This window comes from Bacillus sp. FSL P2-0069, assembly GCF_038593315.1.
Lineage (GTDB): Bacteria > Bacillota > Bacilli > Bacillales > Bacillaceae > Bacillus > Bacillus safensis.
The window spans coordinates 196,283-218,520 of record NZ_CP151984.1 but is presented as its reverse complement, the minus strand read 5'-3'; the positions used below and the strand labels follow the sequence as shown (position 1 = coordinate 218,520).

23 protein-coding genes and 2 pseudogenes are annotated in these 22,238 nt (G+C 40.4%); 8 read left to right on the top strand and 17 right to left on the bottom strand.

Annotated features, from left to right (window positions below):
* Nucleotides 1-15 precede the first annotated feature (15 nt).
* The 4 genes from NSQ34_RS01250 to NSQ34_RS01235 form a co-directional block, all read right to left on the bottom strand.
* Nucleotides 16-576 (bottom strand): sulfurtransferase TusA family protein, encoded by a 561-nt coding sequence (locus NSQ34_RS01250; RefSeq protein WP_106025747.1) that lies wholly within the window; start codon nucleotides 574-576, stop codon nucleotides 16-18.
* 46 nt (nucleotides 577-622) lie between these two features.
* On the bottom strand, nucleotides 623-976 hold the full coding sequence (locus tag NSQ34_RS01245; RefSeq protein WP_059374504.1) for a rhodanese-like domain-containing protein: 354 nt from the start codon (nucleotides 974-976) through the stop codon (nucleotides 623-625).
* 14 nt (nucleotides 977-990) lie between these two features.
* Entirely contained in the window at nucleotides 991-1,473 is a 483-nt protein-coding gene (locus NSQ34_RS01240; protein WP_041088802.1) for a DsrE/DsrF/DrsH-like family protein, read from the bottom strand.
* Between the two features lie 124 nt (nucleotides 1,474-1,597).
* The gene (locus NSQ34_RS01235) at nucleotides 1,598-1,858 is read right to left on the bottom strand and encodes a metal-sensitive transcriptional regulator (RefSeq protein WP_003217059.1); all 261 of its coding nucleotides are present in this window, start codon (nucleotides 1,856-1,858) and stop codon (nucleotides 1,598-1,600) included.
* A 186-nt stretch (nucleotides 1,859-2,044) separates the two neighbouring features.
* Between NSQ34_RS01235 and NSQ34_RS01230 the strand changes: the two genes are divergently transcribed.
* Both NSQ34_RS01230 and NSQ34_RS01225 read left to right on the top strand, forming a co-directional pair.
* Nucleotides 2,045-2,551, top strand: coding sequence for a hypothetical protein (locus NSQ34_RS01230; RefSeq protein WP_339208773.1), 507 nt, complete (start codon nucleotides 2,045-2,047; stop codon nucleotides 2,549-2,551).
* A gap of 40 nt (nucleotides 2,552-2,591) precedes the next feature.
* Nucleotides 2,592-3,200 (top strand): transglutaminase family protein, encoded by a 609-nt coding sequence (locus tag NSQ34_RS01225; protein WP_059374500.1) that lies wholly within the window; start codon nucleotides 2,592-2,594, stop codon nucleotides 3,198-3,200.
* A gap of 141 nt (nucleotides 3,201-3,341) precedes the next feature.
* Here the strand turns inward: NSQ34_RS01225 and NSQ34_RS01220 are convergent, their stop codons facing one another.
* On the bottom strand, nucleotides 3,342-4,178 hold the full coding sequence (locus tag NSQ34_RS01220) for a helix-turn-helix transcriptional regulator (RefSeq protein WP_059374499.1): 837 nt from the start codon (nucleotides 4,176-4,178) through the stop codon (nucleotides 3,342-3,344).
* 103 nt (nucleotides 4,179-4,281) lie between these two features.
* Here NSQ34_RS01220 and fabF point away from each other — a divergent pair.
* The 6 genes and pseudogenes from fabF to NSQ34_RS01190 all read left to right on the top strand — a co-directional run bounded on the left by fabF (nucleotide 4,282) and on the right by NSQ34_RS01190 (nucleotide 11,176).
* Nucleotides 4,282-5,514, top strand: a pseudogene (gene fabF, locus NSQ34_RS01215) (beta-ketoacyl-ACP synthase II).
* A 142-nt stretch (nucleotides 5,515-5,656) separates the two neighbouring features.
* Nucleotides 5,657-6,148 (top strand): annotated as a pseudogene (locus tag NSQ34_RS01210) (thioredoxin domain-containing protein); the annotation flags it as partial.
* Nucleotides 6,149-6,295: 147 nt separating this feature from the next.
* Nucleotides 6,296-7,720, top strand: coding sequence for a thioredoxin domain-containing protein (locus tag NSQ34_RS01205; RefSeq protein ID WP_342501078.1), 1,425 nt, complete (start codon nucleotides 6,296-6,298; stop codon nucleotides 7,718-7,720).
* 152 nt (nucleotides 7,721-7,872) lie between these two features.
* Nucleotides 7,873-8,643, top strand: a complete 771-nt coding sequence (locus NSQ34_RS01200; protein WP_039176104.1) for a SurA N-terminal domain-containing protein — start codon at nucleotides 7,873-7,875, stop codon at nucleotides 8,641-8,643.
* A gap of 224 nt (nucleotides 8,644-8,867) precedes the next feature.
* A complete protein-coding gene (gene glpT / locus NSQ34_RS01195; RefSeq protein ID WP_024424430.1) occupies nucleotides 8,868-10,202 on the top strand; it encodes a glycerol-3-phosphate transporter in 1,335 nt (444 codons plus the stop codon).
* Between the two features lie 92 nt (nucleotides 10,203-10,294).
* Nucleotides 10,295-11,176, top strand: coding sequence for a glycerophosphodiester phosphodiesterase (locus NSQ34_RS01190; RefSeq protein WP_081123908.1), 882 nt, complete (start codon nucleotides 10,295-10,297; stop codon nucleotides 11,174-11,176).
* Between the two features lie 39 nt (nucleotides 11,177-11,215).
* On the opposite strand, the gene NSQ34_RS01185 is transcribed toward NSQ34_RS01190, so the two are convergent.
* The 12 genes from NSQ34_RS01185 to skfB all read right to left on the bottom strand — a co-directional run bounded on the left by NSQ34_RS01185 (nucleotide 11,216) and on the right by skfB (nucleotide 22,229).
* Nucleotides 11,216-12,604 carry an amino acid permease gene (locus NSQ34_RS01185; protein ID WP_041115338.1) on the bottom strand — a complete coding sequence of 463 codons (1,389 nt, stop codon included), beginning with the start codon at nucleotides 12,602-12,604 and terminating at the stop codon, nucleotides 11,216-11,218.
* A 287-nt stretch (nucleotides 12,605-12,891) separates the two neighbouring features.
* Nucleotides 12,892-13,497 carry an ABC-2 transporter permease gene (locus NSQ34_RS01180; protein ID WP_144472700.1) on the bottom strand — a complete coding sequence of 202 codons (606 nt, stop codon included), beginning with the start codon at nucleotides 13,495-13,497 and terminating at the stop codon, nucleotides 12,892-12,894.
* Entirely contained in the window at nucleotides 13,481-14,356 is an 876-nt protein-coding gene (locus NSQ34_RS01175) for an ABC transporter ATP-binding protein (protein ID WP_342467324.1), read from the bottom strand. Before NSQ34_RS01175 ends, NSQ34_RS01180 begins: the two co-directional genes overlap by 17 nt.
* Nucleotides 14,357-14,361: 5 nt before the next feature.
* Nucleotides 14,362-14,733, bottom strand: a complete 372-nt coding sequence (locus NSQ34_RS01170; protein WP_268480609.1) for a GntR family transcriptional regulator — start codon at nucleotides 14,731-14,733, stop codon at nucleotides 14,362-14,364.
* Between the two features lie 169 nt (nucleotides 14,734-14,902).
* Nucleotides 14,903-16,030 carry a DUF418 domain-containing protein gene (locus NSQ34_RS01165; RefSeq protein WP_120208514.1) on the bottom strand — a complete coding sequence of 376 codons (1,128 nt, stop codon included), beginning with the start codon at nucleotides 16,028-16,030 and terminating at the stop codon, nucleotides 14,903-14,905.
* Nucleotides 16,031-16,183: 153 nt separating this feature from the next.
* A complete protein-coding gene (locus NSQ34_RS01160; RefSeq protein ID WP_268480607.1) occupies nucleotides 16,184-16,381 on the bottom strand; it encodes a hypothetical protein in 198 nt (65 codons plus the stop codon).
* 15 nt (nucleotides 16,382-16,396) lie between these two features.
* Entirely contained in the window at nucleotides 16,397-16,822 is a 426-nt protein-coding gene (locus NSQ34_RS01155; protein ID WP_061110466.1) for a TlpA disulfide reductase family protein, read from the bottom strand.
* A complete protein-coding gene (locus NSQ34_RS01150; protein ID WP_061110467.1) occupies nucleotides 16,822-17,337 on the bottom strand; it encodes a HEAT repeat domain-containing protein in 516 nt (171 codons plus the stop codon). The genes NSQ34_RS01155 and NSQ34_RS01150 overlap by 1 nt, the downstream gene beginning before the upstream one ends.
* A gap of 19 nt (nucleotides 17,338-17,356) precedes the next feature.
* Nucleotides 17,357-18,778: a sporulation killing factor system integral membrane protein gene (gene skfF / locus NSQ34_RS01145; RefSeq protein ID WP_176967372.1), complete on the bottom strand. Its 1,422-nt coding sequence runs from the start codon at nucleotides 18,776-18,778 to the stop codon at nucleotides 17,357-17,359.
* Nucleotides 18,771-19,493: an ABC transporter ATP-binding protein gene (locus NSQ34_RS01140; RefSeq protein WP_061110469.1), complete on the bottom strand. Its 723-nt coding sequence runs from the start codon at nucleotides 19,491-19,493 to the stop codon at nucleotides 18,771-18,773. Before NSQ34_RS01140 ends, skfF begins: the two co-directional genes overlap by 8 nt.
* Before the next feature lie 17 nt (nucleotides 19,494-19,510).
* A complete protein-coding gene (locus NSQ34_RS01135) occupies nucleotides 19,511-21,001 on the bottom strand; it encodes a CPBP family intramembrane glutamic endopeptidase (RefSeq protein WP_061110470.1) in 1,491 nt (496 codons plus the stop codon).
* The gene (skfB, locus tag NSQ34_RS01130; protein WP_061110471.1) at nucleotides 20,994-22,229 is read right to left on the bottom strand and encodes a sporulation killing factor system radical SAM maturase; all 1,236 of its coding nucleotides are present in this window, start codon (nucleotides 22,227-22,229) and stop codon (nucleotides 20,994-20,996) included. The genes NSQ34_RS01135 and skfB overlap by 8 nt, the downstream gene beginning before the upstream one ends.
* Nucleotides 22,230-22,238 lie beyond the last annotated feature (9 nt).

The window sequence follows — 22,238 nt, the reverse complement described above, 5'->3', positions numbered from 1 at the left end:
CGTTTTATTCAGCTCCTATTTTTCAATCTCTCCTGTCCAGCTGTTCATGCCTGGCACTATATTCACTAATTGTTGAAATCCTTTTTCTTTTAACTTTTGCGCGGCTAATTCACTTCTTCTGCCTGAATGACAGATGAGGTAAATAAGCGTATCCTGGCTCAATTCTTCTGCACGGTGTTCGACTTCTCCAAGAGGGATGTGAACAGCTCCTGGAATATGCCCCGCCTCGTATTCATCCAGTTCTCGTACATCTAAAATAAACAAAGATTGATCTTCTTTTACCTTCTGTTGGAACGTATTCAAAGGCATTTCCGAAATCATTGACTCCCCTTCTTTCTCTTGCACTCCACCTTTACGTATCAAATGATGAAGCACCTGTCCTTCTACTTTTGTTCCTAAAAATTCGTGGCCGGCACTCTTTGACCATGCCGCTAGATCCGCTGCTGATCCTTTATCGGTAGCTTGCACCTCAAGCACGTCTCCTGGTAATAGCTCATTCATTTGTTTTTTTGTTTTCACAATCGGCATCGGACATGCCAATCCTTTTGCATCTAAAATGACAGTTGGTTGCTGCACGTGATGTCCTCCTTCATATAGGGGTGGGGGTATATTTTATACATACTTAATGCCAAGCATTCATGCCACCCTTGATATTCATAATTTGTGTAAATCCTTGCTTCTTCAATATTTTAGCTGCCTGCATACTTCTCATCCCGCTTTGGCATATCACATAGACCTCTTTGTCTTTCGCAAGCTGATTTGCTCGTTCTTTTAGCTGAGGTAATGGGATGTTGCGAAATCCTTTAATATGGTCTGTTTGAAATTCTACAGGAGACCGAACGTCAATCAGTTGTTGATGCTGTCTACGCAATTGAGGTTTCATATCGGCTGCATCAATTTGTTTTACACCCTTTACAGGAAGAAAACGGCTCACCAGCAAACCAATGACGATGATGATCAAAAGTGTTTGAATCATGTGTTAACACCTCACTAGATAAATAAATTCACATTCCCAATTTCAGCCTCAGCTAAATACGCCGCCACACCAGCATATTGAATATCATCTAATAATTCTTTCTCCTGCAATCCTAAAAGGTCCATCGTCATTGTACATGCCACGAGGTTAATCTCCTGTTCCTTCGCCATATCAATAAGCTGCGGCAAAGTCATGGCATTGTGCTTTTTGATCACGTGCTTAATCATCTTTGGGCCCATTCCAGCAAAATTCATCTTTGAAATGCCCATTCGATCAGCCCCGCGCGGCATCATCTTGCCAAACATTTTTTCTAAAAAACCTTTTTTCATTGGCACCATCTCATCCTTGCGCAAGGCATTCAGCCCCCAAAACGTATGAAAAATCGTCACCTCATGATCATAGGCCGCTGCACCATTGGCGATAATATAAGCCGCCATCGCTTTATCATAGTCTCCACTAAATAGCACAATCGTCGTGCGTTTTTTCTGTTCTTCCATTCTGCTCCTCCTTTTTCAATTACCCTTGGGGGTATATATAAAATAAAAAATATATACATATACCGGTAAGGGTATATTATAACAAGTAAAAAAATCCGTCAACCTCCAAAGGCTGATGAATTTCTTACCGGCTTTTCACCAATAGCTCAACCGCTTCTTTCACAAGACCCTCCGTATCCTTGCCTTGTTCAAGACTTTCACGGACACATTGTTCAAGATTTGTACTCACAATCACACCCATTGCACGATCAATGGCATTGCGTGATGCAGACAGCTGCGTCACCACCTCGCGGCAATCCTTTCCCTGCTCCATCATCGCAAGAACCCCTTTAATCTGCCCCTCAATCCGGCGAAGACGATTCTTCATCTGCTGATTATATTCCATTCGCAAGTACCCCTTTCTATTGAATTCCTATGAACAGATAGTATACCCTAAGAGGTATTTAGTCAAACGACTTGTCCTTCTCTTTTGTAGAGAACGTATGTGAAAATAATTGCACATTCCACCATTTATTGATAAAAAGAAAATAATCAACGAACGAGAAATCATTGAAAGAAAAGAGGGAAACTTATGACTTTACAGCATTATATTGGATCAAACAAAGAACTGCCGCTTGGGACCATTGGTCAAAATCCTACCTATAAACCACTCTCTGAACTCAATATCAAATTGTTTGATCAAAAACAAAAAAAGCACAAAACCTATCAAAAAGAAGATCCTTTGATAGAAGTATTCGAAACAGAAGAGGATTTCGAAGGCATTCACATTGATAATTTAGATCCTTTCTATGAAACGGTAAGAAACAAATTCACGCATCCTTTTGTTTATGAATTAGACATCATTCATTCTCTTCGTGCACTTTTTAAATTCATTGAAAAAGAGCTTTCAAAAGGAGAAACCATCGAAATCTATTCTTGTCTAAATGAACTCGAAACGAAAGAAAAGGATGATCGATTGGATGTAGAAATTGACCTAAGCAAAAAACGGTTTGGAAAACATATCTATTTTAAAGACATCAATGAACTGATTGATATGTTTGAGTTAGAAAACTTACAATATGTGTTGGTGAAGAAATAGACCTCCTGCGGTAAAAGTATAGAGAAAAGGAGACACTATCATGAACTTGACATGTGAATCTAAAAATTTTGATGATTATTTATGTGAACTAGCTGAAGTTGATTATTCTCATCCTCTTATTCGAGCAAAATCAAATGAACTTTTCAACCCTTTGCAGACAGAAATAGAAAAAGCAAAAGCAGCCTCTGAGTTTGTTCGAGATGAAATTCCCCATACATGGGATATCCAATCCAAACGAGTGACTTGTCATGCATCTGAGGTATTAACTTATAAAGAGGGAATTTGCTATGCAAAGTCCAACCTATTAGCTGCTCTATTGCGCTCACAAGGAATACCCACAGGTTTCTGTTACCAGCGGTTAATGTTGTTCGATACGCCAGATAAAGGATATTGTATTCACGCATTAAATGCTGTATTTTTTCATTCACTTAATAAATGGATTCGATTAGACTCTCGCGGCAACAAAACAGGAATTGATGCTCAATTCTCACTTGATCATGAAAGATTAGCTTTTCATACTCAACAAGAATTAGATGAAGTCGACTATCCTTTGATATATGTTAAACCACATCCAAAAACAATGAGCGTTTTAAAAGAACATACAGATGCTATTGAGATGTATAAACACCATTTACCAGAAACGTTATAGGCTTGGGGGGCAAATAGACTTCGACAAAGCCAAACGTGAAAATAAACCAGTGCTTATCAGCATCGGTTATGCCCACTTGTCGCTGACGGCATAGGATCTATTTTATATTTAATGGCCATAATAACTTCATCCAAATGAAACCTAGCCTTCAATTAAACGTTTCAACTTAAGCTCCGTATCAGTATCCTCAACTGGAGTATAGACACTGCATCTTAAATCAGTATCCCCATACACTTGTAATGAAGTGAGGTTAAACAACATTTTACCTGCCTTAGCATGACGAAATTCAATTAATACTTCAGGCGCATAGCTGATCTCATTTTCATTCCAAATTTTACGAAACTCAGGATATGCCTGCTCCATTTCTTCTATAAATTGCTCATACCAGTCATCAGCTACATACTGTCCATAATACGTTCTAAATATGGCAATATATCCTCTAACAAAATGCTCCCAATTCACGGCTAGACTTTTAAATTCCTTTCTTGCGAATAGTAAGCGTATGATATTCCTTTCTGACGGGATGATTTGTTCAAAGTCCAAAAATACATTAGCTGCTGCTTGATTCCACCCAACAATTTGACTTCTTCTATCAGATATAATCGTTGGGCAATAACGAAGCTCCTGCAACATTTTCACTAAAGCCGGACTGATTTCCTTCTCATTCTCAATGATAAAGGATTGTTTCACTCCTTCCTCTAACGCTAAAGCGTACAAATATCTCCTTTCATCGTTATTTAATTGTAATGCTCGAGAAATCGCATCTAATACCGAAGTAGATACTTTTATATCTCTGCCTTGCTCTAACCATGTATACCAAGTAAGACTCACACCGGCTAGTTGAGCCACTTCTTCTCTTCTTAGTCCTGGTGTTCTTCTGCGGGTTCCTACAGGTAAACCAACCATTTGAGGAGTGATTTTCGAACGTTGATTCTTTAGAAATTCTGATAAAGCTTGAAGTCTAGTTTCAGGTTTCATGAAGATCTCCCTTTAAAATATTATTAATTATACTAGGATAAACAACAACTTGTAATAGGATAACACAATGGCTAAAGTTAATAAAAACAAGGAGGGAATGATCATGAAAAGAGTTGTCATTACTGGAATGGGAGTTATTTCTCCACTGGGAAATGATGTGAATAGCTTTTGGAATCAACTAATAAAAGGACAATCGGGAATATCTCTCATTGATTCTTTTGATACAACTGATTATAAAACAAAAATAGCTGGAATCGTTCGTGATTTCGATGCAGATAAAATATTGGGAAGAAAAGAAGCAAAACGATTAGATCGTTTTAGTCAGTTTGCCTTAGCAGCAGCCGAACAAGCATTAGAAAATTCACAATTACAGTTAGATCAAGTTGATCTTGAACGTTTAGGCGTATATGTTGGTTCAGGAATCGGGGGAATCCAATCGCTTGTTGATCAAGTGAATGTATTAGATAAACGAGGCCCCTCAAGAGTAAGCCCCAGCCTTGTCCCCATGATGATTTAAAATGCGGCTGCGGCCCAAATCAGCATAAGATTAGGGGCACAAGGGCCATCATTGTCACCAGTCACAGCTTGTTCTATTGGGAACACCTCTATTGGTGAAGCTTTCAATGCGATCCGAAATGATGATGCAGATATTATATTTGCCGGTGGAGCAGAAGCTGCCATCTCACAAATATCTTTGGCCAGTTTTGGAAACGCACATGCACTATCTACTAGAAACCAAGAGCCAAGCCTAGCCAGCCGTCCATTCGATACAGATAGAGATGGTTTTGTGATGAGTGAAGGCGCAGGTATCTTAGTATTAGAATCATTAGAAAACGCGATTCTTAGAGATGCACCGATATTATGTGAAGTAGTGGGATACGGAGCTAGTTCAGATGCTCATCATATGGTAGCATCACACCCAGAAGGTAAGGGTGCCTACTTAGCCATGAAAAAAGCATTGAGAAGTGCAAACATATCAACAGATGAAATTGATGTTATTAGTGCTCATGCAACAAGTACACAAGTAGGTGATCGTTCAGAAGTTCTAGCGATTAAAAAATTATTTGGTGATCGTTCAGGTGAAATTCCAACAACGGCAAACAAGTCAATGACTGGGCACATGTTTGGTGCTGCCGGCGGAGTAGAAGCCATTGCTTTAGTGGAAAGTTTGAGACGAGGAATGATTCCGCCAACTATTAATGTAGAGAATCAAGATCCAGACTGCAACTTAGATGTTGTATTAGAAGCGAGAGAGCTTTCATTGAAATATGGGCTATCCAATTCTTTTGGTTTTGGAGGACATAATTCAGCCATCTTGTTAAAGCATTACGATTGATGTAGCTATCAAGGGTTTATAGCCCTTGATTTTTTTCATTTTGGGAATACCTCACAGACAAATGATGACGGGCAACAGCAATCTGATATATTAAATAGAGAAAAGAGAATACTAAAAAACATTTAGAAAGGAAGGTGATCCCATGCCAAACAACCAAACACCCAACCCGCTCATCCATGAAAAATCACCGTATCTCCTTCAGCACGCTCACAACCCAGTACACTGGTACCCGTGGGGGCAAGAAGCGTTCGATAAAGCCAAACGTGAAAATAAACCTGTGCTTGTCAGCATTGGCTACGCCACTTGCCATTGGTGCCACGTCATGGCACACGAAAGCTTTGAAGATCAACAAGTCGCTGACATCTTAAATGAGCATTTTATTTCAATCAAAGTCGATCGTGAGGAGCGTCCAGACATCGACTCTATGTATATGTCTGTTTGTCAGATGATGACGGGGCAAGGCGGCTGGCCGCTCAACGTGTTTGTCACGCCGGATCAAAAGCCTTTTTATGCGGGGACGTATTTTCCAAAAAGAAGTGCGTACGGGCGTCCTGGCTTCATCGAGGCACTCACACAATTGCTGGATGCGTACCATAACGACCGAGATCATATTGAATCATTGGCAGAGAAAGCGACAAATAATCTGCGGATTAAAGCAGCAGGGCAGACAGAAAATACGCTGTCTCAAGAGGCAATTCACAAAGCCTATTATCAGCTCATAAACAGCTTTGATACACTGTATGGCGGATTCGCCTCCGCCCCGAAATTTCCTGCACCTCATATGCTCTCATTTCTGATGCGCTATTACGAATGGACGGGGCAGGAGAATGCGCTATATGCGGTCACGAAAACGTTAGATGGGATGGCAAATGGCGGTATATACGACCATATTGGGTCGGGCTTTTCTCGTTATTCGACGGATGAAAAATGGCTGGTGCCTCATTTTGAAAAGATGCTGTATGATAACGCCTTGCTGCTGGAAGCTTACACAGAAGCGTATCAGCTCACCTCAAAACCTGAGTATGAAAAGCTTGTCCGACGTCTGATTCAATTTATTAAACAAGATATGATGAATCCAGGCGGCTCCTTTCATTCAGCGATAGACGCAGATTCCGAAGGGAAAGAAGGACAATATTACGTCTGGTCAAAGGATGAGATCATCACCCATTTAGGAGAGGAACTTGGCGCTTTATTTTGCGAAGTCTATCACATCACAGAAGAGGGGAATTTTGAAGGGGAAAACATCCCTCATACCATTTCCACCTCTTTTGAGGACATCAAAACCTCTTTTTCAATTGATGACCATACACTTCATTCCAAGCTGCAAGAAGCCCGACACATTTTACAATCAGTCAGACAGCAGCGACCTGCGCCGCTTGTAGATGACAAAGTGCTCACATCTTGGAATGCGCTGATGATCGCAGCCCTCGCCAAAGCAGGAAGGGTCTTTGATGCAGAGGAAGCGATTCTTATGGCGCAGCAGGCGATGTCTTTTCTAGAAACACATCTTGTTCAACATGAGCGGCTTATGGTCCGCTATAGAGAAGGTGACGTGAAGCATCTCGGCTTTATCGAGGATTATGCGCATATGCTAAAAGCGTATATGTCTTTATATGAAGCGACCTTTGAATTAGATTGGCTGGAAAAAGCCACAGCCATTGCGGAGAACATGTTTGAGCTGTTTTGGGACAAGGAAAAAGGGGGCTTTTTCTTCTCAGGATCAGACGCGGAAGCGCTCCTCGTTCGAGAAAAAGAAGTGTACGACGGTGCCATGCCTTCTGGTAACAGCACCGCACTCCACCAGCTTCTGAAGCTAAGCATAATGACTGGACGTCAAGACTGGCTGAAAACATTAGAACAGATGTTCAAAGCCTTTTATGTCGATGTCTCTTCCTACCCAAGCGGACACACAGCGTTTCTGCAAGGGCTCTTGAGTCAATATGCGGCAAAAAGAGAAATCATCATTCTTGGGAAAAACGGCGACCCTCAAAAAGAACAGCTTTTACAGGCGCTTCAAAAACGCTTCGTGCCATTTGATATCATATTGACTGCCGAAACAGGGAAAGAATTAGCGAAGCTCGCGCCCTTTACAAAAGATTACAAAACAATCGATAGCAAAACCACCGTGTATATTTGTGAAAACTACAGCTGCCGCCAGCCAATCACCAATATCGACGAAGTGATGGAACAATTATTCCACAATTGAGTTTGTCATGAGATGACTATCAGAAGACAAAATGAGGACAAACAGATAAAAAACATGTCAATTCGCTAACAAATCGTCTGTACGGTTTTATTTTTCCTAAAAAACGGTTAGAATGCGCACTAGACGTTCTCATACCGAAGGGAGAGAAAATGATGAAAAAGGTATCATACACACTCATCGCTTGTTTGTTATCTGTTGGACTTGCAGCCTGCTCGTCAAACGATGCCAAACAAGATAAGCAAAACGATGCAGCCAAAAACAAGGAAACAACACAGGCTGATCAAAAAGAACAGCAAAAGCAAATGGAAGAAATGCAAAAGAAATTAGACGCACAAAAAATCGATGATCAAAAGGTCGTTGCGACCGTCAACAAAGACAAAATCACAGGCAGTGAATACAATAGCGCCTTATCTACTATCCAAGGCCAGCTTCAGCAGTCCGGGCAAGACCCAACTTCTAAAGAAGGCGAGAAAGCAGTCAAGAAACAAACCATTGATGCGCTCGTAGGCCAAGAGCTCATCCTGCAAGATGCTGAGAAGAAGGGCTTCAAAGCCTCTGACAAAGAAGTAGATAAGCAGCTAAAGGAAGAAAAGAAACAGTTTAAAGACAACGCTCAATTCGAAGAAGCACTGAAAAAGAGCGGACTTACATTGGATCAGCTGAAAAGCGACATTGCCGACAGCATCAAATACAGCCAATATGTCGATAAAGAAATCAAATCAGCCTCCGTCTCTGAGAAAGACGTCAAAGCGTACTATGATCAATACGCAGACCAAATGAAAAAACAAAAGCAAAAAGCACCAGAATACAAAGAGGTTAAATCACAAATTAAAAAACAGCTAGAATCTCAAGAAAAGCAAAAAGAAGTCCAAAAAGAAATTGAAAAACTAAAGAAATCTGCGAAAATTAATGTTTCTCTATAACCGCTAAGAAAAAATCCGCCATTGTGCGGATTTTTTTGTTACTTCATGAACTATTTTTCCAAATTTATGACAAAAGCCTCATCATAAACGTCTCTTCCATCCGATATGATGAGAGTACAAAAGAAAGCGCTAACAATTCTTTTGTCTCTGAAAAGGTACAGGATCAAAAGCCATTCTCGTACTTTTGCTTCAGTCAATCGGACATCTACAAAAGGAGGATCATTATGTTCAAATGGTTTAAACCTGCTCCGCATATCGACAGGCTTGATGATGCCAAAACAGACGAGACGTATAAGCGGCTGCGGCTGCAAGTCTTTCTAGGCATCTTTATCGGGTATGCGGGCTACTATTTGCTGCGCAAAAATTTCGCTTTTGCTATTCCATATCTACAGGAAGAGGGGTTCACAAAAAGTGAATTAGGCTTTGTACTCGCAGCCGTATCCATTGCTTATGGCTTTAGTAAATTCATCATGGGGATGATCTCAGACCGCTGTAACCCCAGATACTTTTTAGCTGCCGGACTCTTTTTATCAGCTCTTATCAATATCCTATTTGTCTCATTTCCATGGGTCACATCCAGTGTATGGATCATGTTTTTATTCATGTTCTTAAACGGCTGGTTTCAAGGCATGGGGTGGCCGCCATGCGGACGTACGATGGCGCACTGGTTTTCGGTTAGTGAACGTGGTACGAAAATGTCCATTTGGAACGTCGCTCACAATATCGGCGGGGGGATTCTTGCACCGCTTATCACATTAGGGATTGTACTGTTTGCGACGTGGAAAAGCATCTTTTTCTTCCCTGCCATCATTGCCATTATCGTCTCCTTCGTGATCATTCTTCTTGTACGGGATACCCCGCAATCCACTGGTCTTCCGCCAATCGAGGAATATCGAAATGACTATCCGGCACAAAACTATGAGGATCAAGAAAAAGAATTAACAGTGAAAGAAATTTTATTTAAATATGTACTCAACAATAAATTCCTATGGTATATCGCCATTGCCAACGTCTTTGTGTACTTCGTCCGTTACGGTGTCGTGGACTGGGCGCCGACCTACTTAACAGAAGCAAAAGGCTTTTCACCAGAGCATTCACGCTGGTCTTATTTTCTTTATGAATATGCAGGCATTCCCGGTACATTATTGTGCGGCTGGATTAGTGACCGGTTCTTCAGAAGCCGCCGCGCACCAGCAGGCGTCATCTTTATGGCCGGGGTGTTAATTGCCGTTCTTGTTTACTGGCTAAATCCTGCAGGCAATCCAATGGTCGATAACATTGCCCTTATCAGCATCGGCTTTTTGATTTACGGACCTGTCATGCTCATTGGACTTCAAGCCATTGATCTCGCTCCGAAAAAAGCGGCTGGCACTGCAGCCGGACTGACAGGCTTCTTCGGCTACATTGGCGGCTCTGCCTTTGCCAATGCCATGATGGGTGTCGTCGTGGATCACTATGACTGGACAGGAGGCTTCATTTTACTGGTTGGTTCTTGTGTGCTTGCGATTGTTTTTCTCGCTATGACATGGAATACAGGAAAGCGCGTAGAGCAAGCTTAATGAAAATCACATAAAAGATTCATATCCGCCCAACATGCTCTTTACATCTATTTCTTATGATGGAGGCAGTTACCGTAAAAGGAGGATAAAATATGAAGAAAAGTAGATTACTTGCTTTCGTGTTGCTCTCTTTTGCTTTACTGTCTTTTGCGTGGGTGCCGGCCACCGTATCGGCACATGAAAACCTTTTATCTCCAGATCGCATCTTAACCGTTGCACACCGCGGAGCATCAGGGTATGCACCAGAGCATACCCTGGCTTCCTACAAGCTCGCCAAAAAAATGAATGCAGATTACCTCGAACTCGACCTTCAAATGACAAAGGATGGACATCTCATCGTGATGCATGATGAAACCGTTGACCGAACCACAAACGGAACAGGCTGGGTCAAAGACCTCACACTTGCCGAAATCAAACAGCTTGATGCTGGTACCTGGTTTAACGAAGCCAATCCCGACAGACAAAATGCCAACTATATCGGACAGAGAGTCCTTACATTAGATGAGGTGCTGCGCTATTTCGGAAAACGAGAGAATTATTATATTGAAACAAAAAAACCAGACCTTTATCCGCAAATGGAAGAAAAACTATTGGCCGCCTTAAAGAAACATCATCTTCTTGGGAAACACACAAGAAAAGGGCAGGTTATCATACAATCCTTTAGTCAGGACAGCCTGATAAAGCTGCAGAAATTAGCTCCACGCCTGCCAAAAGTACAGCTATTAGACAGAAACCAAATGACATCCATCACAGACGATCAGCTCGACTTTATCAAAACGTACGCCGTGGGTGTTGGACCGAATTTCAGAGCATTAACACCTGAAAACGTCCAGCAGGTCAGAAGCCACGGACTCCTCCTTCATCCATATACAGTCAACAGCGAAGCAGACATGATCCGTCTACTGCAATACGGCGTCACCGGCCTTTTCACCAACTATCCAGATGTCTTTAACCGTGTAAAAGCTTCACTCTAAATAAAAAAAGCCTTGCGGTCCATCACGCAAGGCTTTTGATTATTTCACCGTTTGATCAGAAGAAGCTGTTTCAATCGGCTTTCGTTTTCCAATTCCAAATACAAAAAAGCTAAGTGCCACTAAAATCAAGAATCCAATTGCTACAATAAGAGAAATACGCGTATCCTGATTAATGAGCATAAACACAAGAACCATCAATAAAAATCCGATTGTAAGATAGTTAGAAAACGGTGCTAGCGGCATCTTGAACGGGTGCTGATCAAGTGCTGCCCCCTTTGCCTTTCTGAAGCCAATATGACTAATCAAAATGACAAACCAAGGCACCATCCCAGGAAGGACGCTCGCACTATACACATAGACGAAAATGTTTGGCGGAGAAACATAATTCAGGACCACTCCTATCGCTAAACCAATCAGCACAGCGAATGTCCCAAAATACGGTACACCGTTCTTCGAAATTTTCGTAAAGAAAGCAGGCGCCTGCCCATTCACTCCTAATGTATAAAGCATACGTCCCGCACTGAAAATACCACTATTACAGCCGGACATCGCTGCTGTAATGACAACAAAGTTAATAATACCAGCTGCTGCTGTAATCCCGATCTTCGCAAACGTCGCCACAAATGGACTGCCAAGGGTATTCAACTGATCCCAAGGATACACAGTCACAATGACAAAGATCGCACCGATATAGAAAATCAAAATACGCCAGATGATACTTTTGATGGCATTTGTCAGCGTCTTTTGAGGATTTTGCGCCTCACCGGCTGTAATCCCAATCAGCTCGACACCTTGATAAGCAGCAATGACTAGAGACAACGCAAACAGGAATCCGCTAAACCCACCTGTAAAGAACCCGCCATGCGCCCAAAGGTTAGACAGCCCAATAGGAGTTCCGCCATTTCCAAATCCGAAGAAAATAATGCCTAAACCTGCAATAATCATCAAGATAATTGTCACAATTTTGATCATCGCAAACCAAAATTCAAATTCACCGAACGACTTAACCGAAATCAAGTTGGCTGCTCCTAAAATGATCATCGCAATTAACCCTGGAATCCACGCAGGCAGCTCTGGGAACCAATATTTCATATAAGCCCCAACCGCAATAATTTCAGACATTCCGACAATGACCCACTGGAACCAGTTACTCCAAGCCGTCATATACCCTGCAAGCGGATGAATATATTGATGCCCGAATGTAGCAAATGACCCTGTACTCGGCTCAAGATATAACATTTCTCCCATCGCACGCATAATAAAAAAGATAAAAATACCACACACTGCGTACGCTAGAAGAACCGATGGACCTGTCCACTGAATGGCCTTCGCTGACCCCATAAATAAGCCAACACCGATTGTGCCGCCAAGAGCGATCATTTGAATATGGCGGGCACTTAACCCTCTCTTTAATTCCTTTTGAGCCACTTTTCTTCCCCCTCATCAACAAAACAACATAAAAAATAAAAATCAGAATTTTCATTCTGATTGAGAAACATCAATCTTTCGATGTATATTATCATAATAAATCTACCCTTAAAAAACAATTGTTTTTTTGAGGAAAACACTATTAACAAAATATTCTGACATAAAATTAAGTTCAAATTTTTTTATATTGATATAATCAATAACCAGAAAAATCTTCAAAAAAAGACCGCTCACACGGTCTTCTAAGCTCAAACTGTAAATTTATAGGAACATCAGCAATTGCTTTCCTAAAACACTTTCCTCTGATAAATCACAGTAGAAAGTCCCCAAGACAGCAAGTAGAAGAGCATAATCAGCACAGCTGACCCCGTATATAAAACAGGGATCGATAAATTCATAATAAAATCAGTGATCCCACTAAATTGCTCTGCCAAATAGAGAACAACAGGCGGTCCCATAGCAGATAATACGATAAAGCCAATGATCACTGCCGTTGTGATATAACCAGGCTTTAAGATATAAAACAATGGAAACGTACACGCCGCGAACAATAAAAACAACCCGCTGCCAATCGCAATATCTGACAGCGAAAACAGCTTCCCAAAAACAAATAATGCAGCACTTGTCAGCACGATCGCAATACTCATATAGAAAATGGCGCCAAGATAACGTGATGCGATAATTTCTTTACGTGTATAGGGCAAGGAGTTTAATAGAATATTCGTTTCTGCCTTTTCATCATACGCATATGTGTTAAATGGAATGAAGACACTAGCGACTAGAAACGTCAATACTGGATGGACATCCATGAAAATAAAAAATAAGATAAACGGAATAAAAATAAGTAACTGCTTCTTTTGCAAAATCACATCACGCTTAATTAAATGAAACATGCGCAACACCGCCTTTCAAATAAAACATGATATCCTCAAGCGACGCCGGTTCAATCACAACAGCATCCCCAAAAATAAGTTTCACCTCATCAACACGATCGGTTAATGCTTCAAATCCGGCTGCTGTACGCTGGATATGGACAAAGGCCTTTTCTGTGTCTCGATCCAACAACTCCAGGCTCCCTTTCACAAGCGCATAACTTTCTGCCACTTCATGAATCGAATGTTGAAAGACCAATCTTCCATTTTGTATAAACGCAATATAATCCGCAATCCGGTCTAAATCAGTCGTCACATGCGTCGAGAAAAAGATCGTCTTATTTCCATCAATCATCAATTCTTGTAACGTGCTGAGCAGCTCTCTTCTAAAAACCGGATCTAAACCAGCAGTTGGTTCATCCATGATAATCAGCTCTGCATGATGTGACAGCGCAATCGCTAGTGAAGCCTTCATCTGCATCCCTTTTGAAAATGTTTTAATCGCTTTATTCAGCGGCAGACCAAACTGTTCAATATATTGATCAAAAAGCCGGTCATCCCAGCGTTTATAGGCTGGTGCCACAATCCGTTTGATGTCCTTTAAATTCAGCCCTGGAAAAAAAACATTGGCATCGTAAACAAATCCGATTCGTTCCTTAATTTCTTTTTCATGAGTATGATAATCCAATCCAAAGACCTTTATGTCACCTGAATCGGGTTTTAACAAATTCATGATCATTTTAATGGTGGTCGACTTACCCGCTCCATTCTCTCCAATAAACCCTGTGACAAAGCCTTTCTTGACCTGTAAATCAATATCCTGAACGGAAAAATCCTTGAATCGTTTCGATACTCCTTTGAATTCAATCACATGCTCCACTCATCTCACTCCTCATATAAGAACTTTAATAACTGCTGCAATTCATTAAAAGATAAGCCTAATTCTTTCCCGTTTGTGACTACTGCTCCAAGCTGTTCCTCGATCACCTTCAACTTCTTCTCTCTCATCACTTCTAGGTTTTGTTCCGCAACAAAAGATCCCTTGCCTACAATCGAATAAATAAATCCCGCCTTCTCTAACTCTTCATACGCTCGCTTTGTTGTAATCACGCTAATTTGTAGATCCTTCGCCAGTTTTCGAATAGACGGCAGCGCTGCACCTTCCGCAAGCTCACCCGTTAAAATCATCGATTTGATTTGATTCGTAATTTGCTCATAGATAGGCTCCTTAGAATGGTTTGAAATCGTAATTTGCATATAAAAACCTCTTTTTTCAGATAGTTGAAACAAAATATTGTATATACACTATATATACATTATATACACACTAAAAGAATATTCAAGCATTTTAAAAAGTGTTCTCCTCATTTTTTTAAAATAAAAAACCGCACAGCCCTTAAGCCATGCGGTTCTTTAACAAAATGCTTTATTTCCAATATACCCATTTTCCCATAAGCCACTCCACAGGACCTCTTCTCCATTTTTTCAAATAGAGATAGCTGATGAACAGCTGTGCTGTGTACAGTCCGACAGCAAGCAGCAGCCCAAACATTGACCCCAATTGTCCAAATAGACCAAGTCCATAAGAATAGAAAATCGTTGTACAAATAATCGACTGCGCCAAATAGTTTGAGAGAGACAAACGGCCAAGCCCTGCAAGCAGGCGTTTGAAACCTTGGGCTGCCTTCGAATAGTAGAAAACAATAAAGGCTTGAATATACCCAATCGTCAGCACATAGGCACCCAGCGTAATCACCAATTCACTCCAAGGAGCATCAATGAACGTCGCACATTTTAAAACGAACCCGATGATAATCATCCAAACCCAGCCTTTACGATAAGCCATTCCTCGATCTTCTTCTGTCAAATGACCCTTTTTCCCGATCGCCATGCCAAGCAGTGCAAACGGGCCAACCATGATCGTACCGAAAAGAAACCCTAATATCGGCATAAGCGTAATGGTCACGATCGCCAGAATCATGGTCACAATCATCATATCGTCTTCAACCGTAATCCGGCTGAGCAAAATATCCCCATAATCACCTTTTGCATACACATCGGTTAATAAATCATCAGTTCCATAAACAAATTTCATCATGTATGGCAAAACGACTAATGACAACGCACCTAACACACCCGACCAAATAAGCATTGTTTTAATCCGGCTGCTCAAAAACATCATCAAGAAAAACGTACAAGCTCCATAATAAAGAAGAATGTCACCGTTCCAAATAAAGATGTAATGCAGCATCCCAAGCACAATCAAACCAAAACCACGGCGAACGACAATGGCATTCGTATTTAATCCCTTGGCCTTCGTCGATTCAATCAGCTTGATAAAAGAATACCCAAACAAAAAGGAAAAGATCGGATAAAAAGACCCTTGGAACAAAATTTCCGTCACATATACACCGAATTCCTGTCCCCAAAAACTCGAATCAAACATTTTCTCAAAATCATAATCATATTGGAAATTAAGCATATTCACAATCAAAATACCTAATAAACTAAAACCACGTAAACTATCAATTAACTCAACCCTAGATCCCTTCAAGACGACAGCTCCTTCGGACAATATAAAGATAAAGCATATTTATCCTACCACACTTTTAAAAAAATGGTTTCCATCCCCATGAGAAAATTTGCGTTTTAAGGTAAATTTAATAAAAAAACCTAGAATCTATATTCTAGGTATCATACTAAATACTTATGACTTATGACTTTCTTCTTCCCGCAGCACACGCTTCAAATAAAACAAAATTCCCAAACCGAATAAAATCAACGCTATTTCCCAGTCTGCAGAAATCGGCAACCATTTCAGCATCATTAAAATCAGCAAAACCGTCCCAACACCTGCGAAAAAAATGACGTTTCTTTTTAATTCTTTGTTTGATTGAAACAACACTCTCTCCTCCACTGTTTATCCAATTGAATGTTTTTCTAACTTTTTCAATATTCTTTCCCAGCCGGTATCTCCCATTTTTCGATCTATTAACTGCCCCTCTTGATCAAAGAGGCAAAAGCTAGGTAATCCTTGAATCTTATACTTTGAAACAATCTCATAATCTTGATCCAATACAATAGGAGCGTTCATATTCTTTTCCTCTGCATACTCTGAAACAACATCTGCCGATTTTTCCTCTTCTGTATATGGAACATGGACACAGGTTAAATGAATACCCAGCTCATTCACACGTTGTAGGATATGATTGGTTAATTCTTCACAATGAGGACAATTGACTGACCAAAAATAAAGAAGCTGATGCTGTCCCTTAGGTACACTCCTTTGATCTGAAGGGTAAATCCAAGGAAGATTCTCAGGCCAGTTGAGTTTCTGCGTTCCCACTATACATCCCCCTTATCTTTTAGCTGAAAGGCGATGATTTTTCCTAATGCTTCCTCAGCAGCAAAAGGAGTGACGCTGCCTGTTGGATTTTCTTGTTCTTGTTTTAAGCACTCGTACATGTTTTTTTCAATTTTTGATGGATCAATCCAAGAGATACACCATGATGCCCAGAAACAAGTAGGTCCCTCATAACGTTTAGCCAGTGCCAGAAGAAATGGCAAGCTAGGTTGCCCAATCCTCATGAGTGACATGGCAGCGGCCATTCTTGTATCTTCTTCGTCACTTTCTAATAGCCGAGCTAGCGGTTCTGCTGCGTCCCCCGCATCTGCTCCAAATTCACCAAGTACAGCTGCTGCAATGTTCCGCAGAGAGCCTTTTTCTTTTAAAGCCTCAACAAGGACGGGCACTGCATCTTTTCCATATTTTCTTAAATCACCTATTGCTTGAACGATCGTTACTTCATTTGTATTGGCCAATTGTTGAACTGATTGAGACAGCTTATTTTCTGGTTTCATTTACAATCAACTCCTCTTTTTAATGAACCGCACGGTATCGATAACAAAGCACATAAAATCCAGCCCCAGCCACTAGGGATACAATTGTAGTCAACAAGCCATTAGTGATGAGATGAATACTAATCATGACCATCGCACTGATCACAGACGCAAATAGCAATGATCGATAATAGGCAGCCAAAGCAAAACTCATTTCTCGTCTCAGAGGCTGCATAAAGGCAAAGAGCCGTATGGCCAAAAACCATATATAAACTCCTCCACCAAATAAGGTCCAATACAATACATCCTGAATTTCAGCCAAATAAAGAGAAATCAAGTAGAACGCATACAGCCAAAAAGTTTGAAACACCTCTAACAGAATGATTTTTTGATATAAAACACCTGGAAAAAGGTAGAGCACTCCTGTTTGTGCGTGTCTTACAATCCCTGCATAATATGAACTAAAAAGAACGGATGCCGCAATGACGATCAAGAATAGATTCAGCCAATCTGAAAAATAAGTAAAGACGACATAGTAAGTACCAATTAACAGCATAGTAGATAGTACATGGAAAATCATATACTTTTTTATCAGCAATAATTCAATCCAAAGAAAAGCCCAAATGCCCGTTAATGCCGGAAGTCCCCACCATGTCCTGCTCTTTTTTTGAACGATTGGACTTGATTGAATATGTTTCCCCTCAAATTCCTCCCAAAATACTGCTTCCTTGACTAAAGACTCCTTCATCTCTAAACGATGACTAGCCTTGTACATCATCATGAAAGATAGAAACATCACTCCAATAAAAATGAAGACAGAAAGAATGGAGAACTCTTCGATCATACGTCCAGATTGAAACATCAAAGAATCAGCAAAGTTCATCAATGAGGGCTGTTTCATCATTAATTGATTTAAAACAAGCAGTGCATAGCTGAAAAACATCAATACAAAGCCGAGTAAGAGCAGTCGCTTATATATTCTAATGGTTCTAGCACAAGACACCGCAATCATCCAAGTTTCGACCAAACATAACAGCCCTGTCAGGATAAGTGATTTGCCAAGCAGAAACGGGTACTGCTGCGTCATAAAAAACAGAAGAAGGTCCGCAGTCAAAGCAGAGATAATGAGAAGAGCCCCTCGCCAGAAAATGTGATACATCCACACACTGATAACAACCGTCCATAGAGAAGCGCCATTTCCATATAACCAAATGATATCGTTCATCTGACTAGGCAGCCGATTTGTAAACAAGCCAAACCCCGTATAAAGAACAAACAAACAGATAATGATCCATCCAGCTGTACCCGTATTCCAATCACCCATACTTGAAACTGCACTTAGCTGAAAACCAATTGCCGCTATGAAAAGAAGTAAGATCAGAAAAGGCATTTTCTTTTCTTGATTTTTACTGATCAAGCGCCTTTGAGATTTCATCCATAAAAGGGAGAGTGTGTTATTCACTTGACCACTCCCCCAGAAGTTGAATGACTTCTGCCCTCCACTCAACCTGTTCTTCCTTTATTTGAGGAACATCCATACTCTTCATGATGGCACCGTCTCGAATCAATACCACCCTGCTGGCTGTATCGAGAACGAACTCCAGACTATGAGTCGACACAAAGACCGACCCACCTTGACTGCTTTTTTGTCTCAGCCAATTAGACAGCCACTGTTTAGACGGAATATCTAACCCGACAGTCGGTTCATCTAATATAAAAAGGGAGGCATCTTGAACAATGGCTCCTGCTAAGACGACACGCTGCTTTTGGCCTCTTGACAGCCTTCCGCACAGTTCATTCATCTTTTTTTCCATATTTACTTCTTTCAACGCTCCATATACCTTTTCCTTGATCTGTTTTAAGCCTTTATGATATCCACGTGCACGGAATTGAACATGTTCAGCAGCCGTTAGGTCTGGATACAAATAGGGGTGATCAGGAATAAGCGCGACTTGTTTTTGAACATGGGCATGACCAGGCGGGAAACCCTCTATGAGAATTTCCCCTCCATCTGGTTTATATAGACCCGTTAAACATCGAATCGTTGTCGTCTTCCCGGCACCATTAGGCCCAAGCAGTGCCACAACCTCACCTGCTTCGATGGAAAACGACAAATCCTCTATCCCATCACCATTGCTATATCGTTTGCTTACATTCTGAACCTCCATGAATGGCATCAAATCTCTCCCTTTGATTAGAGTGATGTATGCTGAGGCTTCTTGGTATGTATATATCTTTGAAGTTTAAATTGCCATAAGGGCATACAAACGAGCACTAAATTGTGAACAAAATGTGCCGCCAGTACACTAATAAATCCATAATTCACAAAAAGAAAACCAAGGAAGCACCCAAAAACAAAAAGATGCGTCCAGCGAATCCATCTTGGATCATATCCTGTCACCTGATGCATAATTGCCCACAGTAAAGATGATATTAAAATGGACAATATCATACTCCCACTTAACCAAAATATTAAAGAAATTATTAAGAGTCGGTAAATGACTTCTTCTCCAATTGAACTTTGCAGGCTCATATTAAGCCCTTGTCTTAAGGTAAAGCCGGATAAGAACATACTCCTATTTGATAATTCTGGTGATATACGTAATCGATTCATTCTCTCTAACAAATAAAAAACAAGTGATGTGATACCTAAACTAATTATTCCGGCGCTAAGACCGATAAATATCTGGACAATGCTTTGATCTAGAAATTTTAGTCCTAATTCATTCACAAGAGCACCTCCTGCCAATGAACATATAAATACTACAAATCCTGTCAATAATCCTGCAAACAAAGTAGATAGTATGCCAAGTAATTGAACAGTATGAACACTCATCCTAGCATCGTAAGCATTTACTATCGTTAGTTGTATATCCTCCTTTATTGTGAGAGATTGCACTAGTACAATAATCAAACCCAGTATAAGACTTAATGTGATTTGAATTTGGACATTCATTAAGACTAAAACTAATATAGCAATGATCATCGCAGCGGCAGACCCTAACATACCTGAGATGCCAAAAGTAGACTCAACTTGTTCATCTCTTATTACTTTGTTCATTTGATCTGTTAGAATCTCTGTATCTGTGCCGATATAAGTGATCACACCAGATTGCATTTCAACTGTTACCTTAAGTCGAATATCTTCCTTTTCAGCAAGATACCAATACGTTTTGATTTCACGAAAATCCTCTTCTTTTGAACCTGAACCAGTTGGTTTGGTCTTAGCCCATAATCCCTTTGAAGAATAAGTTAATTGTTCTTTTAATCCTTCTAATGATATTTGAGCACCTTTATGAGGTAATGAAGTTTGCCTTACATCGGCGTAAAAAAAAGTAACTTCGCGTTTTGCGTTTACTCCTATGACGAATGATTGATTTTGATGAACAAAGCGAACACGCCATGACTCTACCAAGCCCATTTCGTGAAGTATACGTCGATTTTTATTCAGTAAACCTAGATGATGTAGTTTATTCACGGTTTCATGGTCATACCAATAGACTGAATAAACATCCCATTCTTCTACATCCACGCCTACAAATTCTTTAATAAAGTCGATACTGACTTTTCTTGCCTCACTTTTATCTAAAAGATTTGATTCTATAGTTGATACTCTATACTTCATGAATAGGACAAGTCCTATCACTCCTAGAGCTGTCCACATAATGATAGTAAAACTATTCATGTACAGCTCCTGCTTTCATCTCATTTTCAAATGGAAGGTCTGGTTCTGAAAGTTCAACTTTCCCAATACATTTACAGTTTTTTGCTTCACATTTCAATTTCATTAGACGTGCTGGTGAGCCAATATCAGAAAATGAATCTGTTAGAATATGACCTAAAGAGATATCCTCTAATTGACAAGGTGTCACATACCCATCTGCCCTGATATACCAGGCCAGATAACCAGGCGTACAAAAATCAGTTGTAAAAGAACTTTCTTCGTGTTCCCAGTCTATTATATTCAGGTGTTGATCCCATTTATGACGTGCCTGCTGTAATTGACTTTGAACACGCTGTTCAAATGACTTCTCCAGTGCTTTAAAGTTCTTTGTAGCACGCCCAACGGATAAAGTCTTTCCAGCACGAAAAATGGCAGCATTTACTCTTGCACAATGATCTATAACCTCTGTAACTTGATCAACGTTTATTTCATTGATCGTCATTGCCACAATTACGGGGACATTCATTTCTGCTAAATGTTTGATCGTTTCCATACTCTCTTGAAAAGCACCTTTTCTTCCTCTTAATGAATCATGAGTTTCGCTCGTACCGTCAATACTAATTTGTACAGTTACATTGCCCAAATGACTAAGAAGTTCTACTTCTTCATTTCTCCAGTTTAGTCCATTACTAAACACATTTACATTCGTAAATAATGAGCTGGCAGCCATTACAATCTCTTTAAAACCTTTGATTAACTTTGCTTCACCCCCAGTTAAAGTAACATCAGCTACTCCCTGGGCTGCTAACTTTTGCATTACCTCGATCCATTGTGAACATGTTAACTCATTGGGATAAGGCTTCCCCGAACTGGCATAGCAGAATGAACAACCTAAGTTACAGGCATTGGTTAATTGCAGAGTACAGCTAATAGGTAAATAGGATTGTAGCGATCCAGAAAATTGAATTGGCTGATCCAATAACCCCTGTGTCCAAGCCTCTGTAAAAGGATGGGCACTCAACTCTTCACGCAACTGATCAGCCGTCAGCTCTTCTTTTTTAACGATCTCCCAAATTCGAGCAGTTTTACTTAAATCTTTATTCTTAGATAATAGAAATGCAAGTTGAGCGCCTCTCCCACTCAATCTAAAATAATACATCGATTTTCTATCTATCATGACGGCCCCATGAGGCTGTAAATGGATGCCTAATTCAGGTAACTCATATTCTGCAATTTGATTATTCGACATAAAAAACAC